At 36.5% G+C, this 14,035-nt stretch carries 18 protein-coding genes; 13 read left to right on the forward strand and 5 right to left on the reverse strand.

Translation table 11 applies throughout. From position 1 onward, the window contains the following. The first annotated feature begins 109 nt into the window (after positions 1-109). From aroK to H4J52_RS03190, 4 genes are all read left to right on the forward strand, one after another. A complete protein-coding gene (gene aroK, locus H4J52_RS03175) occupies positions 110-628 on the forward strand; it encodes a shikimate kinase AroK (RefSeq protein ID WP_182178947.1) in 519 nt (172 codons plus the stop codon). Between the two features lie 33 nt (positions 629-661). After that, positions 662-1,726: a 3-dehydroquinate synthase gene (aroB, locus tag H4J52_RS03180; RefSeq protein WP_182178949.1), complete on the forward strand. Its 1,065-nt coding sequence runs from the start codon at positions 662-664 to the stop codon at positions 1,724-1,726. A 24-nt stretch (positions 1,727-1,750) separates the two neighbouring features. Continuing rightward, the gene (locus H4J52_RS03185) at positions 1,751-3,115 is read left to right on the forward strand and encodes an SPOR domain-containing protein (protein ID WP_182178951.1); all 1,365 of its coding nucleotides are present in this window, start codon (positions 1,751-1,753) and stop codon (positions 3,113-3,115) included. 89 nt (positions 3,116-3,204) lie between these two features. Beyond that, on the forward strand, positions 3,205-4,023 hold the full coding sequence (locus tag H4J52_RS03190; RefSeq protein WP_220460640.1) for a Dam family site-specific DNA-(adenine-N6)-methyltransferase: 819 nt from the start codon (positions 3,205-3,207) through the stop codon (positions 4,021-4,023). 6 nt (positions 4,024-4,029) lie between these two features. Here the strand turns inward: H4J52_RS03190 and H4J52_RS03195 are convergent, their stop codons facing one another. Further along, on the reverse strand, positions 4,030-4,260 hold the full coding sequence (locus tag H4J52_RS03195) for a DUF2970 domain-containing protein (RefSeq protein ID WP_259366534.1): 231 nt from the start codon (positions 4,258-4,260) through the stop codon (positions 4,030-4,032). Between the two features lie 208 nt (positions 4,261-4,468). Between H4J52_RS03195 and H4J52_RS20370 the strand changes: the two genes are divergently transcribed. Then, on the forward strand, positions 4,469-4,594 hold the full coding sequence (locus H4J52_RS20370) for a diguanylate cyclase domain-containing protein (protein WP_182178958.1): 126 nt from the start codon (positions 4,469-4,471) through the stop codon (positions 4,592-4,594). 339 nt (positions 4,595-4,933) lie between these two features. Here H4J52_RS20370 and nagB read toward each other — a convergent pair whose 3' ends face one another. Together nagB and H4J52_RS03210 are read right to left on the reverse strand one after the other, a co-directional pair. Continuing rightward, complete coding sequence (gene nagB / locus H4J52_RS03205) at positions 4,934-5,740, reverse strand: glucosamine-6-phosphate deaminase (protein WP_182178960.1); 807 nt, start codon at positions 5,738-5,740, stop codon at positions 4,934-4,936. Positions 5,741-5,991: 251 nt separating this feature from the next. Continuing rightward, positions 5,992-6,681: a TorF family putative porin gene (locus H4J52_RS03210; RefSeq protein WP_182178962.1), complete on the reverse strand. Its 690-nt coding sequence runs from the start codon at positions 6,679-6,681 to the stop codon at positions 5,992-5,994. 465 nt (positions 6,682-7,146) lie between these two features. Between H4J52_RS03210 and rpe the strand changes: the two genes are divergently transcribed. Together rpe and trpS are read left to right on the forward strand one after the other, a co-directional pair. Next, entirely contained in the window at positions 7,147-7,821 is a 675-nt protein-coding gene (gene rpe, locus H4J52_RS03215; RefSeq protein ID WP_182178964.1) for a ribulose-phosphate 3-epimerase, read from the forward strand. A gap of 34 nt (positions 7,822-7,855) precedes the next feature. Next, positions 7,856-8,860, forward strand: a complete 1,005-nt coding sequence (gene trpS / locus H4J52_RS03220) for a tryptophan--tRNA ligase (RefSeq protein ID WP_182223843.1) — start codon at positions 7,856-7,858, stop codon at positions 8,858-8,860. Positions 8,861-8,938: 78 nt separating this feature from the next. Here the strand turns inward: trpS and H4J52_RS03225 are convergent, their stop codons facing one another. Next, positions 8,939-9,916, reverse strand: coding sequence for an FHA domain-containing protein (locus H4J52_RS03225; RefSeq protein ID WP_182178968.1), 978 nt, complete (start codon positions 9,914-9,916; stop codon positions 8,939-8,941). Further along, complete coding sequence (locus H4J52_RS03230; protein ID WP_182178970.1) at positions 9,907-11,160, reverse strand: serine protease; 1,254 nt, start codon at positions 11,158-11,160, stop codon at positions 9,907-9,909. The genes H4J52_RS03225 and H4J52_RS03230 overlap by 10 nt, the downstream gene beginning before the upstream one ends. 142 nt (positions 11,161-11,302) lie before the next feature. Between H4J52_RS03230 and H4J52_RS03235 the strand changes: the two genes are divergently transcribed. The 6 genes from H4J52_RS03235 to H4J52_RS03260 all read left to right on the forward strand — a co-directional run bounded on the left by H4J52_RS03235 (position 11,303) and on the right by H4J52_RS03260 (position 13,409). Next, positions 11,303-11,743 carry a CBS domain-containing protein gene (locus H4J52_RS03235; RefSeq protein WP_182178979.1) on the forward strand — a complete coding sequence of 147 codons (441 nt, stop codon included), beginning with the start codon at positions 11,303-11,305 and terminating at the stop codon, positions 11,741-11,743. Positions 11,744-11,942: 199 nt separating this feature from the next. Beyond that, positions 11,943-12,230: a hypothetical protein gene (locus tag H4J52_RS03240; RefSeq protein WP_182178981.1), complete on the forward strand. Its 288-nt coding sequence runs from the start codon at positions 11,943-11,945 to the stop codon at positions 12,228-12,230. Positions 12,231-12,305: 75 nt separating this feature from the next. Further along, a complete protein-coding gene (locus tag H4J52_RS03245) occupies positions 12,306-12,485 on the forward strand; it encodes a hypothetical protein (protein WP_182178983.1) in 180 nt (59 codons plus the stop codon). A gap of 167 nt (positions 12,486-12,652) precedes the next feature. Then, positions 12,653-12,805 carry a hypothetical protein gene (locus H4J52_RS03250; protein ID WP_182178985.1) on the forward strand — a complete coding sequence of 51 codons (153 nt, stop codon included), beginning with the start codon at positions 12,653-12,655 and terminating at the stop codon, positions 12,803-12,805. A 54-nt stretch (positions 12,806-12,859) separates the two neighbouring features. Beyond that, positions 12,860-13,123, forward strand: coding sequence for a hypothetical protein (locus H4J52_RS03255; protein ID WP_182178987.1), 264 nt, complete (start codon positions 12,860-12,862; stop codon positions 13,121-13,123). Positions 13,124-13,202: 79 nt separating this feature from the next. Then, positions 13,203-13,409: a hypothetical protein gene (locus tag H4J52_RS03260; RefSeq protein WP_182178989.1), complete on the forward strand. Its 207-nt coding sequence runs from the start codon at positions 13,203-13,205 to the stop codon at positions 13,407-13,409. The last annotated feature ends 626 nt before the right edge of the window (positions 13,410-14,035 follow it).

The raw sequence follows: 14,035 nt of genomic DNA on the forward strand, positions 1-14,035 counted from the left end.
AACTTGCAATTTACACCGAACAATTGCGATAATTACGGCCTCAAAATTTTCGGAGGGGGTTCCCTCATATTTGTAAACGTAATTATTTATACGAGCTGAAGTTAATCTAATGGCAGAAAAACGTAATATTTTCCTTATCGGGCCTATGGGCGCTGGTAAAAGTACAATTGGTAGAGAATTAGCTGACAGGCTACATCTTGAATTTTTTGATTCTGATCAGGAAATAGAGCGCCGAACAGGTGCAGATATCGCATGGGTTTTTGATCTTGAAGGCGAAGAAGGCTTTCGTAAAAGAGAAGAAGGTGTGATTGAAGACCTCAGCGAGAAGCAAGGTATTGTTTTAGCTACAGGCGGTGGTTCAGTAATAAGCACACAAGTACGTAATCGTCTATCAGCAAGAGGCATAGTTGTTTATTTAGAAACAACCATAGACAAGCAAGTGGCACGTACACAGCGTGATCGTAAACGTCCATTATTGCAAACCTCAGAAGAGCCACGCACCGTACTTGAAAATCTTGCAGTAGAACGCAATCCTTTATACGAAGAAATTGCTGACGTTATTGTAAAGACTGATGATCAAAGTGCTAAAGTTGTTGCCCATAAAATTGTTGAGCGCTTAGATTTCTAAAAGCGAGTAAGCACTCAAAAAAAAGATCCCAAAATGACAACGCTAAAGGTTGAACTCGGCACACGCAGTTATCCCATCTATATTGACAGCGGACTATTAAATAATAATAGTCTGCTAACTCAACACATCCGTGGAAAACGGATATGTATCGTTTCTAATAATATTGTTAAACCGTTATATCTTGCTACTTTAAAAGCAAAGCTAGCGGATTTTCAAGTTGATGAAATTATACTGCCAGATGGTGAAGCCCAAAAATCATTAGCAAATTTTGATGTGATTATGTCGCATTTACTTGCCAATGGTCACGGTCGAGATTCTACTTTAATCGCGTTAGGTGGTGGTGTGATTGGTGATATTACTGGCTTTGCTGCAGCATGTTATCAACGAGGTATTAATTTTATTCAAGTACCTACAACATTACTTTCACAAGTCGATTCTTCTGTCGGTGGTAAAACGGCGGTCAATCATCCCTTAGGTAAAAATATGATCGGCGCTTTTTATCAGCCGAAAGCCGTACTTATTGATATTGATAGTTTAGTTACACTGCCTATTCGCGAATTTAATGCGGGCATGGCTGAGGTCATTAAGTACGGTATTCTAGGTGATAGTGATTTCTTCACTTGGTTAGAAAAAAACATTAAAAAAATAAAATCAGGGGATAAAAACACCCTAATTGAAATGATTAAAACCTGTTGTCAATGTAAAGCTGACATTGTTGCGGCTGACGAAACTGAAGCAGGTATTCGTGCATTATTAAATCTAGGTCATACATTTGGCCATGCTATAGAAGCTGACCAGGGCTACGGGAACTGGCTTCATGGCGAAGCTGTTGCTACTGGCATGGTACTTGCCTCTAAGTTATCAGTAGCAATGAATTTGCTTGAAGCGTCAGATCTTCGTCGCATTGAAACATTAATTGCCGCGTTTGATTTACCACTAAAAGCTCCTGAAAATATGGGGTTTGAAGAATTCATTTGTCACATGCGTCGTGATAAAAAGAATTTAGCAGGTGTATTACGCTTAATTGTACCCACCGCTATTGGTCAATCAGAAATGCGCGATGATATTAGTGAGGACATGCTTCAGCAAATTCTGTAATTTTTAATACAGAACAGGTGAACCATGTCTGCACAAGCACAAGCACATGCCATAGAATATAATGCTCCCCAAAGTGTTACCACGATTAGCGCCAATGCGCGTGTTGACTATATTTTACGCTTTTCAAAGCATGCTGTATTGGTTGTCGACCAAGACGCTAATGTTTATTCTCAAGTAGCGAGTCAGTTTCTTGGCTCTTTGGGTAATGATCATAATGCAGCTTTTATTGCTATTTCACCTAAATTAAACGATATACAAATTCGTTGTCGTATTGTTGAACAACTCTTCGTTGATACTTTATTTGATCCCGAACAGTCATTGGCTGTTAGCGTGATCAATTTAGCGAAGCAAGAAAAACAAACGATTGATATTGTGATAGAGCACGCTCAGTTTTTATCAGTACAGATTTTGCATGAATTATGTCAATTAACAGACATTGCTAAAAAAGCCAATTATGCCATTAGCGTTCTTATGCTAGGCACACCCCAAGCAGGGTTGACACTTGCGAAAAATAAATCATTATTTCATAAAAAAATATCGGTATTATCGGGTCAAACAGGACAATTATTAACGTTGAGTTCAAAAGCATTTAAAGGTAACTCATCCTTTTTTAAATTCAATCGATTCACAAAGTGGACCATGGCTTTTATAGGGTTTGTCATTTGTTTAGCGTTCACAGGTTATTGGTTGTTTCAACAAGATGTTTTTAGTGTAAATACAAAGCTTAAGTTACAAGAGGTGACGTCAAATTCCACCAGTATTATTTCAGCTTACAGTAAGAAAAACCTGAGCACATCGGCAGAAGTTGAAGACATTTTTATCTCTTTAACTGCAAATGAACAAACAGTAAAACAAAGAACAAACGTCCCCGCCAAGCCTACAGATATTGTTAAAGCGATTATGAACCCTGAAAGTACCGCGACTGAGTTAATAGCACCAAAATTAGTCAATAAAACCAAACGCTTTGAGTCTTTTTTGGATAAAAAACAAAAAAAAATAGCACCAATATTAACATTAGTCGCCGCTGTATCAGGCGATGTGCAGAGTAAAATACCTAAAAGTAATATTGGCTTAATTGAAAGTGTGGGTGCTAAAGCCAACTATTATAAGAGTGAACAGACTGGATTTGTTATTCAAATTGCTGGATTTACGCGTCTCCCCGTCTATCAAGAATTTATACCTGACTTTAAAGATATAAACATTAAGAGCTACTATAGGCTCTTTAATCAACAAACTATGCTAATGATCACCTCAGAGGTTTTTAAAACTCGTTTAACGGCTGAAAAAGCTGTTACATTACTGCCAAGTAGCATTCAGGTGCATCAACCTTGGGTAAAGTCGGTTGAAGCAATTAATAATGAAATCAATGCTTATCAACGCTCCCAATAATAAGCTAATCAGGATACAATCCGTTTTCTTTTTTAAACGTCTATTTAAGCGTCATACTTAAATAATGAGTTGTAAGGCAAATGGGTTAAATGATCAAAAAGCATCGAGCATTTTTAAAGTGGGCTGGCGGAAAATATGGTCTCAGCGATGTGATTAATAAAATGCTACCTAAAGGTGAGCGCTTAATCGAACCTTTTGTAGGTGCTGGTTCAGTATTTTTAAACAGTAAATTTGAACATTACTTGTTGAATGATATAAACCAAGACTTAATCAACCTCTACAACATTATCAAAGAAAACCCGCAAAATTTTATCAAAGATGCGGCTGTATATTTTACACCTGAGTATAATCAAGCTGATGTATATTATCGGTTACGCGCAGAGTTTAATGCGAGTACTGATAGCTATTTCCGATCGCTTGTTTTTCTTTATATGAACCGCCATGGTTATAATGGTTTGTGCCGTTATAATAAGTCAGGTGGTTATAACGTCCCTTTTGGTAAATATAAACGACCATACTTTCCTGAGAATGAGATGCTATTTTTTGCTGAAAAAGCAAAAAAAGCTACATTTGTTTGTGAAGGATACCGTGAAACATTTGCACGGGTAAAAACGGGTGATGTAATTTATTGTGATCCTCCTTATGTGCCTTTAAGTAAAACAGCGAGTTTTACTAGCTATGTCGGCAATGGCTTTGGCTTGGATGAACAAGCCGACTTAGCGAATATTGCAGAAGAGGTCACTGAGCAACATAAAATATCAGTGTTGATCAGTAATCATGACACTATTTGGACGCGCAAGATTTATGAACACGCGAATAAGCAAAAAACGATACAAGTATCACGTACTATCAGTCAAAAAGCGACTAAACGTAATAAAGTTGCAGAGTTACTCGTTCTCTATAAGTAACTTACACTAGGGGAGAACTAAAGAAACAACGGCAATCAAAGCGCCGATAAGAAGAGCAACACCTATAACACCAGCGATAATAAAATGGCTGAGTTTGCCTTCGCTAAAATCTCGCTCTCTATTATTATCACTTTGTACACCAAAAAAAGCGGCGCCAACACTTTTAGCGGTCGTTTTAAAAGCACTGTTATTATCTGAAGAATTTGATTTTTTAGATAAATTTTCTGTTGGCATCATAAGATATTCTTGTCGGATGGTAACATCATAATCGCTTATTTTACGTACCAAAACAATCTTAAATGTTTCTCTTTATACTTGTCTCTGGTTTTTACTGATACTTTATTTAAAATGTTTTTCCCAATTAACGTCTAATTTATCGGTTGTATCTAACGATTAGATTGATCGTTGATTATGATGAAGCTTTCAGCAACATTACGCGAAACGATTGTTATACCTTAGTAATATCGACTTTAAGCGAATTAATGATCTGTATGGTCATAATGTTGGTGATGAACTTTTAAAAGCTTTTGCTATTAACTTAAAAAATACGCTACGTTCTGATGATTTCTGATTTCTGATTTCTGATTTCTGATGTCGATAGGGAGGTGATGGATTTTTGTTGTTATTGGTCCAAGGATAAACAATTCAAACATTGGAAATCGCTTCACAAAACATTCATGAGGGGTTTTATGCACTACAATAAAAGATTTATCATGTTGGAGAACATTAATTATCGTTAGCATTTTTATTTGGTTTAGCATTCTTTCCTGAACAATCAAATAACTTAGAACAATTAATATCGATAGTGGATATGAAAATGTACAGCGAAAAAAACTTCAAAAGATACGTTGATGCTCTAACTTAAAAAGGCGCTATTAAATATTAGCGCCTTTTGTTGAGCTTTATCGCGTTAATATTTATGATAAAAACCATAAGCTTCGTTTATTTTATGATGCTGTTTGTTAGCCCAAATATAATACTCATGATCTTTTAGCCGACTTGCTGCGGCTTTATCTAACAAGATAATTGCATTCTCATGCATTTGTAATGCTGATGCTGGACACATCGCTGATACTGGGCCAGTGATCATTGTGTTCACCGCCTTGGCTTTATTTTTTCCAGTAGCCATTAATAATACATAGCGTGCATCCATAATCGTGGCAATACCCATGGTCATTGCCATTGAAGGTTGTTCTTCACCTACTTTAAACAATCGACTGTTATCAGTTAGCGTTTGCTGAGTTAACGTTTTTATACGGGTACGAGATGACAAGCTTGAAGTAGGTTCGTTGAAACCAATATGGCCATTCGCACCAATACCTAAAATTTGTAAATCTATACCCCCTAATGATTTAATTTTATCTTCGTAACTAACCCCTTGCACACGAGGGTTTTGTTCATTAGTACAGGTAGGTAGATAGGTATTAGATTGATCTATATCTACATGATCAAATAAATGTTGTTTCATAAAACTACGGTAACTTTGTAAATTATCAGCATTAATATTGTGGTATTCATCAAGGTTAAATGAGGATACATTACTAAAACTCAGTCCATCATTATTATGTTTGTTTACTAATTGTTTGTAGAGGCTAATTGGAGTACTACCGGTAGCAAGACCTAGAACAGGTTTTGCTTTTTTCGTGATTAATTCGCTAACCCAATGGGCTGCATTTTCTGCAACTTGTTCAGCATTATCAAAAATAATTATTTGCATGTAAAATCCTTAAAATTTAATTTAATTAGGTGTAAATTTATAATTTCACTAATGGATGCAAATAGTTATTGTGATGAAAATCGACTTTTTACCTAGCTAAAAATACCTTATTATAATGTTTTAAGTCTTTTAGCTATGCTGTCGTTTATTTTTAAATCAACACACATTTTATTCTACTACGATGGGAATTTTTTTGCACTGTCTTTAAAAGGAAGTGTAGCCAGTAATCGATATTACTGGCTTTGGTATTGTTATAAGTCGATATCAACAGCATAAGAAATGACAAATTTCATGTCATCGTTATCCATATCCGTATCAGATACAGCAAAGGTAAAACCGTCTTTACTTAGACTGACACTGAAATCGTTATAGTCTTCTGCAACCATTGCGTCATCATAAGAATAATCACCAATATGGAACGCTAATGTTAAGCCATCAGCGACTTCAAATTCAGCATCAGCAGAAACATATAAACTGGCATCAGCAAATGCTGCGCCGTCATCATTATTAATACCGTAGCTGGCCGAAAGTGAAAAATATGAATAAGACAAAGCACCATATATTTCACCAAAATCATACTCATTTGCAGGGTCAGTTTGTGCTGAGTCAGGGTAGGCATAATAGATATAACCTACATCGTAACTGACTACTTCATTGAGTTGACCGCTAAAACCTAAGTAAAAATCTAATTCAGCACTCGCATCATCACCAAAATCAATGTTTGAAGCCCACGTTCCAGCATAAAAACCAGAATCGTCTGCGTAATCAATACCTCCAGAAATCGCCGCAGCGTTATCTGTTTGGCTTACACCACGCCATATATAGTTACTGGTAGCGCCAACATTAGCAGATAAACCTTCGACGGCCGTAGCTTGTGTCGACAACAATGAAGTGGCGGCAAGTAAAGATGTTAACGATATTGATAATAGTGTTTTTTTCATGAGAGTCTCTTTATATAATGGATTTTTTATTTACTATTCTATTACTACACAAGACACTGCAAGGTAGATGCCTGTACGACCAACTAAGAGTAATAAATTTTTATTTAATAATTTCAATTGATTAAGTGAGCGGGAGTTAAGGTTACTATTTAATTATTATAAGAAATGAGCTTTTTTGGTGCAATTAAAAAGCTAACGCTCATAAACAGAGCATGAAATAGAATCAAATTTTTAAGTAAATGATTTAAAAATTTTAGTCACTCTTTCAGTCCTTTTATAGAAACAATGATATTAAAAAACTAACAGTAGAGTAAAAAGAATTGTTCGTTCGATGATAATCAGTAATATTTATTATTAACATTTATCATTATCATTAAGTTAAATGGTGCAGGGATGAATGAATCTATAGAGTTTTCCCTTAGGTCATTGTTATAATAGCGCGCAATATTCTAAAAAGGTTTATCTATGTCTTCATTTTTAATTGCTCCTTCTATTTTGTCTGCTGATTTCGCACGTTTAGGTGATGATGTTGCTAAGGTCCTAACTGCCGGTGCTGATGTTGTGCACTTCGATGTAATGGATAATCATTTTGTACCCAACTTAACGTTTGGCCCAATGATTTGTCAGTCACTACGCGATTACGGTATTACTGCACCCATTGATGTGCATTTAATGGTGAAGCCTGTTGATAGTTTAATTCCAGGTTTTGCTAAAGCAGGGGCTGATATTATTACCTTTCATCCGGAAGGGAGTGATCATATTGATCGTACTTTGCAATTGATTAAAGACCACGGTTGTAAGGCTGGGCTGGTATTAAACCCAGCAACACCATTGCATTGCTTAGACTTCGTTATGGATAAGCTTGATGTTATCTTATTGATGTCAGTTAACCCCGGCTTCGGTGGGCAATCATTTATTCCTACCACGTTAGATAAATTAAGATTAGTAAAAGAGCGAATAGTTGCTAGTGGTCGTGATATTCGCTTGCAAGTTGATGGTGGTGTTAATGCTGATAACATTGCAGAAATAGCAGCAGCTGGTGCTGATATGTTCGTTGCAGGTTCCGCCATTTTTTCAAAACCAGACTACAAAGTTGCCATTGACGAAATGCGCACTGAATTAACGAAAGTTAGCCAATAGATTTATAAACAAATTAATTAAATAAAGAGAAACTATGAGTAAACCTATCGTATTAAGCGGCTGTCAGCCATCAGGTGATTTAACCATTGGTAATTATTTAGGTGCGTTAAAACAATGGGTGAGTATGCAAGATAGTCATGAATGCTATTACATGCTGGTAGATCAACACGCTATTACTGTTCGCCCAAACCCGGAAGACCTGAGAAAAGCGACACTTGACGGCCTAGCATTATATTTAGCATGTGGTGTTGACCCTGAAAAAAGTACCATATTTATTCAATCGCATGTCCCTGAACATGCTCAGCTGAGCTGGGTGTTAAATTGTTACACACAAATGGGCGAGTTGAATCGAATGACGCAATACAAAGATAAGTCTCAAAAGTCTGAAGCAAATATGAATTCTGGCTTATTTACTTATCCGGTATTAATGGCTGCAGACATTCTACTTTATAATGCTGACCGTGTACCTGTAGGTGAAGACCAAAAGCAGCATTTAGAATTAGCACGAGATATTGCTACGCGCTTCAATAATCTTCATGGTGACACCTTTACTGTTCCAGCTCCCTATATTCCTGAATTTGGCGCACGGGTAATGAGCTTACTTGAACCAACCAAAAAAATGTCAAAGTCTGATGCTAATCCAGGTAACTTTATTGGCTTATTAGAAGATCCGAAAAAAATCAGTAAAAAAATTAAGCGTGCCATGACTGATTCCGACGAAGAAGCTAACATCTATTTTAATATTGAAGAAAAACCCGGAGTATCAAATTTATTGTCTTTATTGTCTTGTTGTACCGGTGAAACTGTTGAGCAGTTAGTACCACAATATGAAGATAAAATGTATGGGCATTTAAAAGGGGATGTTGCTAATGCAGTGGTTGCCTTATTAGAACCGATTCAGCAAAGGTATCAGGAAATTCGACATAACCAAGCTTATTTAGATTCTGTTATGAAAGCAGGGGCTGAAAAAGCGTCTGCTCGAGCGAGTGGAATACTAGCAAAAGTTTATGAGGCAGTAGGCTTTATCCCTCGCCCATAATCTATAATCAGTTAGAATGCTATGACATAAAAGGCTATCGATTACTCGTTAGCCTTTTTAATTTGTGCAATTTAGTTATTATTGTTTTTCTTTTTTTGCAGCTTCTTGCGCATCATTAAATAATGCTTTGCTGTTTTCAATAAACCCTTGCACATTAATACTGCCAGTAAACAAATAACTTGGCGCCAGTAAAGTGCTATTAAAGGCTGGTTGAATACTAAATTCAGGTTTTTTGCTTAATTTAATTAAAAAGCTACCGCCAAATAATAAGAAGGTCATGCAACTCGCGATTACTGTTCTGCGTTGGTTACTCATGTGAAAACCAATATGGCAATTTAACCAGAATAAACAAAAAGCTAATACGATTGGTAATAAGGCAGCAGTCACACCAAGCATTGACTGAGATGAAGCATTAAAGCTTACTATATTTTCAATAAAATCACTTAACCACATTAAATTGTAAAAGACAAAACAGATACTTAACTGTCCCCAAAATCGAGCATCGTGTTTTGTTAAATGTGAAACCAAAGCAACACCGGCAGGCCAAAGCGAAAAGAGTAACGTCATGCCAATGGCAGGAACTAATAGTTGGGTGAAATTAACTTCCACGGGGTTATGAAGATTAAATAACCAACCGGTGACGCTGGCAAATAACATAATACTTAACGTTAAAACAATAGGGTGCCTTGTCAGTGTTAAAAGGCTTTCAAAAGGACTGAAACTGACGCTCTCAGGCACAGGATGTTCAGGGAAAACAATTCGTACTAAGCTCTTGCCAATAACAAACACCTGCCCAGAATGAACGATATGCTCATTAATCGCTGATTTTGTTTTTGAAAATCCATCTTCATAGAAGCTACCATTAACAGAGCCTTTGTCATTTAAGACCCAATGCTCGCCATTGAAGCTTAGGTTAAGGTGTTGGGCACAAATATGTGGGTCTGCCATAATAATATCATTATTATAACCACGACCAATATTAACGTTACTTTGCATGAACTTATGGCGAGCAATTAACTTATGGGCGCGGGTGATTTCTTCAATGATTATTTCCATGAGATAGACTCCATAAATTTCTCTGTGAAGTTAAGCGCACTGTTTTGGCTAACACCTGCAATGGTAAAGTGGCTTAATAGCGCTTTATCACCCTTATCAACAGAAATCGCTATGTATAAAACATCAAATAATTTGGGGAAGTCTTTATAAGCGCGTGTACAAAAAACAGATTTGTTGGTAATTGCCTGGTTTGATGGCGTAACAATATCGTGCTGACATTTAAACTCAGACACATCTTCTTTTCCTGCTTTATTACCCGGCATAACTTGGTTGAGTTGGCGTTCAAAAATTTGATAAAATTTGGTGTCGCTAAGCTCTTTTGCTTGCATATACCGATATTCCATTTCAATTGAGCCAGTGAAAAAATCATTTGAAATATAAGTATTTTCATCTAAAGAGCAATTGGCCACAACCGCTAAAACAATGGCATCTGCTTTATCTGCATTTGATTCCCCCCAGCAACGAATAAAAGGAATATTCACTACCGGTATTAACCCTTCGCCTAAAGGTCGCATTTGCCATTCGCTATTAAGCAATGTTGTTATTAATTTATCTTGATTATCAGCAAGTTGTTGCGCCATTTGTGCTTTAATATTTTCAGGTTCAGATACTTTATAGCGCTCATACAAGTTAAGCAATTTATCCTGTGGCACTAAAAATCCGATTTGATTACCTGACGTGGCAACATTTATTCCCACAACTTCAGAACGTTTGTTAACAACAGGTCCGCCACTCATACCTGAGTTTACTGAGCCAGTAAAATGGATTCGGTCATTGAATGATTCTTTTTTCAACCCGTTATAGGTGCCAGGTACTACTATCATGCCTAGGTCGTGTGGATTTCCTAAAGAATAAAGTTCTTCACCTTTGTGGGGAACACTTTGCGCAATTTCAAAAAAAGGCATTTCGCTATTAGCGACTCTTTTGACTAAGGCTAAATCATTAATAACGTCAACACTCTGTAAGGTAAGTGGAGCTTTTTTACCTTGGTGATCCAAAATTTCAATGGTGTATTTATTTGGATGGCGTGCATAGCCAGAAATGACATGATAGTTCGTTGCTATTAAACCATCGCTGCTGATTTGGAAACCCGAACCTATAGATGACTTTTCACCACTGGCAATATCGATGAGTCGTATTTGATAAAGTGACGGAGCAAGTTGCTTGAATATTTCTTCTGCTTGTTCTGTGGCATAACTTATCGTGCTAACACACAATAAAATTAAGGTAGTTAAACCCTTCATTTATATTCCTTATTTTTAGTCTTATCTCATTGTGCCACTGTTAGAGGAATTGTCATCTATTATCCCTAAATAAAGTAAATTCTCTTTGTTGTTTCGAAATGTATTCTATAATTAATAATAAATTGATGAGAGGGAGAGGGGAATGAAAATAGCAAGCATTATGACTAAAGCCTTTGTTAGTGTTTCTTTGGACGATAATTTACTGACGATAAAAAATATTTTTGAATATGCTAATTTTCATCATTTACTGGTTATTGATAATGAAAAATTATCAGGGATTATTTCGGACAGAGATCTATTAAAGGCGCTTAGCCCCTATATTGGTACTGCTGGAGAGCTAGCCAGAGATTTAGCGACCTTAAACAAAAAAGCCCATCAAATTCAGAACAGAAAGCTAATCACGCTAACAGCTGACGCTAATGTTTTTGATGCGATAGATATTTTTAATCATACTCAAACGTCTTGTATTCCTATTGTCGATAATAATAATAATAATATGCCAGTAGGGATATTAACTTGGCGAGACATTATGAAAACGTTAGAAAAAATAAATGCAGCTAAAACTGCAGATACAAAAAAATAGCCACTTATTTCTTTATTTACAGTTATTTATATTTATTTTTTAAAATTTATTAGCGGTTCGTTTGATTTAGATAAAATAATTGGCTTTTATTGCTATAACACGTAGCACCCCATTGTTTAAATTAGTTTTTAAAAGCTCTAGCTAGCAGAATAACGTTATATCCATTTTCTATATTTAAATAGAAACAAGTGAAATACCTATGACGTTTTCAATAAAATTATTTTTTGCGGTAAGTTCTGTTCTTCTTGCTAGTAGCCTTTGTTCAGTCAATGTTTTTACTAATAATATGGTTGCTCCAAATGTGAGTGAAGGCATTATAGATGATATAGAAGTGATCACCATTACTAACCAGCGCCACCATCTTGGTGTTGAAAATAATGAAAGCGATGCACAAGGTAAAATGACTGAGCCAGACTTAGTTCGTTGGCTAATGTCGGTGCCCGGTGCAAATGTTAATAGAAATAGACCTGTAACAGGTATTACATAATATCGTGGATTATACGGTGATCGCATTTCCACTACCCTTGATGGTCAAGCCGTTATTGGCGTAGGGCGGAACGCTATGGATACGCCACTCAGTTATTCGACGCCACTTATTGTCGAGCCAATGACCGTATATTTGAGTATTGCCCCTGTTTTTGCAGGTATTAACACTATTGGCGGTGCTATTAATGTCAAAATTCGTACAGAAGAATCACATAATAGTGACAAATTAACTGTAGATGGGGATTTACAAGTTTGAGCAAGAAGTAACAACGAAGCACAAACGTTATCCTCAGTCATTAATATTGCTAAAGGTAATTTAGGTAGTTTTTTTTACGCCAATTTGCAGGAAGGTAACAGCATTGAAAGTGGTGATGGTAAAAAATATTACCAACAGTTTATGCTAAACGTCAGTTGGGTGCTGATTTGGGTTATGTTGGCGCTGCGAGTGAAACCGGTTTTAGTTACCATTATACCGACACACACGACTTAGGTACGCCAGCATTACCGATGGATATTGAATATATTTATAGTCATAGAGCAAGTTTAGGCGGTACTTTTATGCCCGCAGACTGTTAAGCAGACTGGTTATTAGATTATACCGGTGCGGATTATGGCATAACTGATTTTGACATGCGACTTAACAGTAACCCTGAAAAATATCGTCGCAATACCCCTACAGGCATGACGACTAATTTTAAATTTACGATTGGTAAAGCGTTTTCTTCTGGTGATTTATCATTCGGTTTAGGTGAATATTTAGCTGAACACGACTCTGTGATCACGAATCCAAACAACGCAATGTTTGCAGTGGTTAACTTTAATGATGTTAAAGATAACCGCTTTGGACTATTTGCCCCGTGGCAGAAACCTATAGTGATACTAAAATTCAGTTAGGGCACGCTTAAAAAGAGCAGAATCTGATGCTGGATAAGTAGCAACATCAATGGCCATGATGATGTCTATTTCGAGCACTATGAATGCAATCAATTCTGGTATGAGTTCAACGATGCCTAGTATGGCTGATTTAGCCAAAAACTTACGTGATAACTTTAATCATAGCGACCGAAGTGTAGCTGACACTCATCTCGATATCGCGTTAAGTATGGAAAAAGAATTATCACTGCATATGGGGGGATGTTTAAAAACTGTGCGCCATCATATCAAGAGCTTTATCTTTTAACACCTATGGAGTCAACGGTTGGCTTAGCTGACGGTAACACTTATATTGGTGATATAAATCTTAAAAGTGAAATGGCTTATCAAGCGGATATTGGTTTCACTTACCCCCCCAAAAAAAGTGATGATTGCGCCTCATCTTTTTTATCAAAACATTGATAACTACATTCAAGGTACACCACTAGATATGTCAGAAAAAATGATGGCTCAGATGTAAACGGTCATTACTGTGTCAATAATCACATTCAGCTATCAGCAGTAGTCAGTTATGTTCGCGCTGAGCGTCGTGATATTAACGACAACTTGTCTCGTATTGCGCCATTAAATGGCCAGTTAAGTGCCAGTTATTTTACTGAAAATTGGTCAGCAAACGCAGCTTTAGTTATCGCGTCGGCATAAAAAATGTTTCATTAACAAATCTGTAAAAAGTAAGTGCAGGTTATGGTGTCGTCAATATAGATGCGCAGTATTACGTTAATAATGAATTAACCCTTCGTTTTGTATTGATAACCTGCTGGATAAAGAATACCAAAATCATTTAGGTGGCTATAACCGAGTGAAAGGCAGTGAAATTACACTGAGGGATCGTTTACCTGCTGAAGGTACAAGTGGTTGGGCTGAAGTGACATA

It is taken from the genome of Colwellia sp. MB02u-14, from assembly GCF_014076915.1.
In the GTDB taxonomy this organism is placed as follows: Bacteria; Pseudomonadota; Gammaproteobacteria; order Enterobacterales; family Alteromonadaceae; genus Colwellia_A.

What these genes read in the sequence shown, in the direction of transcription:
- nagB (WP_182178960.1), bottom strand. Translation starts at nt 5,740, where the DNA reads ATGCAAATAATTATTTTTGATAATGCTGAACAAGTTGCAGAAAATGCA.
- rpe (WP_182178964.1), top strand. Translation starts at nt 7,147, where the DNA reads ATGTCTTCATTTTTAATTGCTCCTTCTATTTTGTCTGCTGATTTCGCA.
- H4J52_RS03185 (WP_182178951.1), top strand. Translation starts at nt 1,751, where the DNA reads ATGTCTGCACAAGCACAAGCACATGCCATAGAATATAATGCTCCCCAA.
- H4J52_RS03230 (WP_182178970.1), bottom strand. Translation starts at nt 11,160, where the DNA reads ATGAAGGGTTTAACTACCTTAATTTTATTGTGTGTTAGCACGATAAGT.
- H4J52_RS03210 (WP_182178962.1), bottom strand. Translation starts at nt 6,681, where the DNA reads ATGAAAAAAACACTATTATCAATATCGTTAACATCTTTACTTGCCGCC.
- H4J52_RS03195 (WP_259366534.1), bottom strand. Translation starts at nt 4,260, where the DNA reads ATGATGCCAACAGAAAATTTATCTAAAAAATCAAATTCTTCAGATAAT.
- H4J52_RS03190 (WP_220460640.1), top strand. Translation starts at nt 3,205, where the DNA reads ATGATCAAAAAGCATCGAGCATTTTTAAAGTGGGCTGGCGGAAAATAT.
- H4J52_RS03240 (WP_182178981.1), top strand. Translation starts at nt 11,943, where the DNA reads ATGACGTTTTCAATAAAATTATTTTTTGCGGTAAGTTCTGTTCTTCTT.
- trpS (WP_182223843.1), top strand. Translation starts at nt 7,856, where the DNA reads ATGAGTAAACCTATCGTATTAAGCGGCTGTCAGCCATCAGGTGATTTA.
- H4J52_RS03255 (WP_182178987.1), top strand. Translation starts at nt 12,860, where the DNA reads ATGCGACTTAACAGTAACCCTGAAAAATATCGTCGCAATACCCCTACA.
- aroB (WP_182178949.1), top strand. Translation starts at nt 662, where the DNA reads ATGACAACGCTAAAGGTTGAACTCGGCACACGCAGTTATCCCATCTAT.
- H4J52_RS03225 (WP_182178968.1), bottom strand. Translation starts at nt 9,916, where the DNA reads ATGGAAATAATCATTGAAGAAATCACCCGCGCCCATAAGTTAATTGCT.
- H4J52_RS03235 (WP_182178979.1), top strand. Translation starts at nt 11,303, where the DNA reads ATGAAAATAGCAAGCATTATGACTAAAGCCTTTGTTAGTGTTTCTTTG.
- aroK (WP_182178947.1), top strand. Translation starts at nt 110, where the DNA reads ATGGCAGAAAAACGTAATATTTTCCTTATCGGGCCTATGGGCGCTGGT.
- H4J52_RS03245 (WP_182178983.1), top strand. Translation starts at nt 12,306, where the DNA reads ATGGATACGCCACTCAGTTATTCGACGCCACTTATTGTCGAGCCAATG.
- H4J52_RS03260 (WP_182178989.1), top strand. Translation starts at nt 13,203, where the DNA reads ATGAATGCAATCAATTCTGGTATGAGTTCAACGATGCCTAGTATGGCT.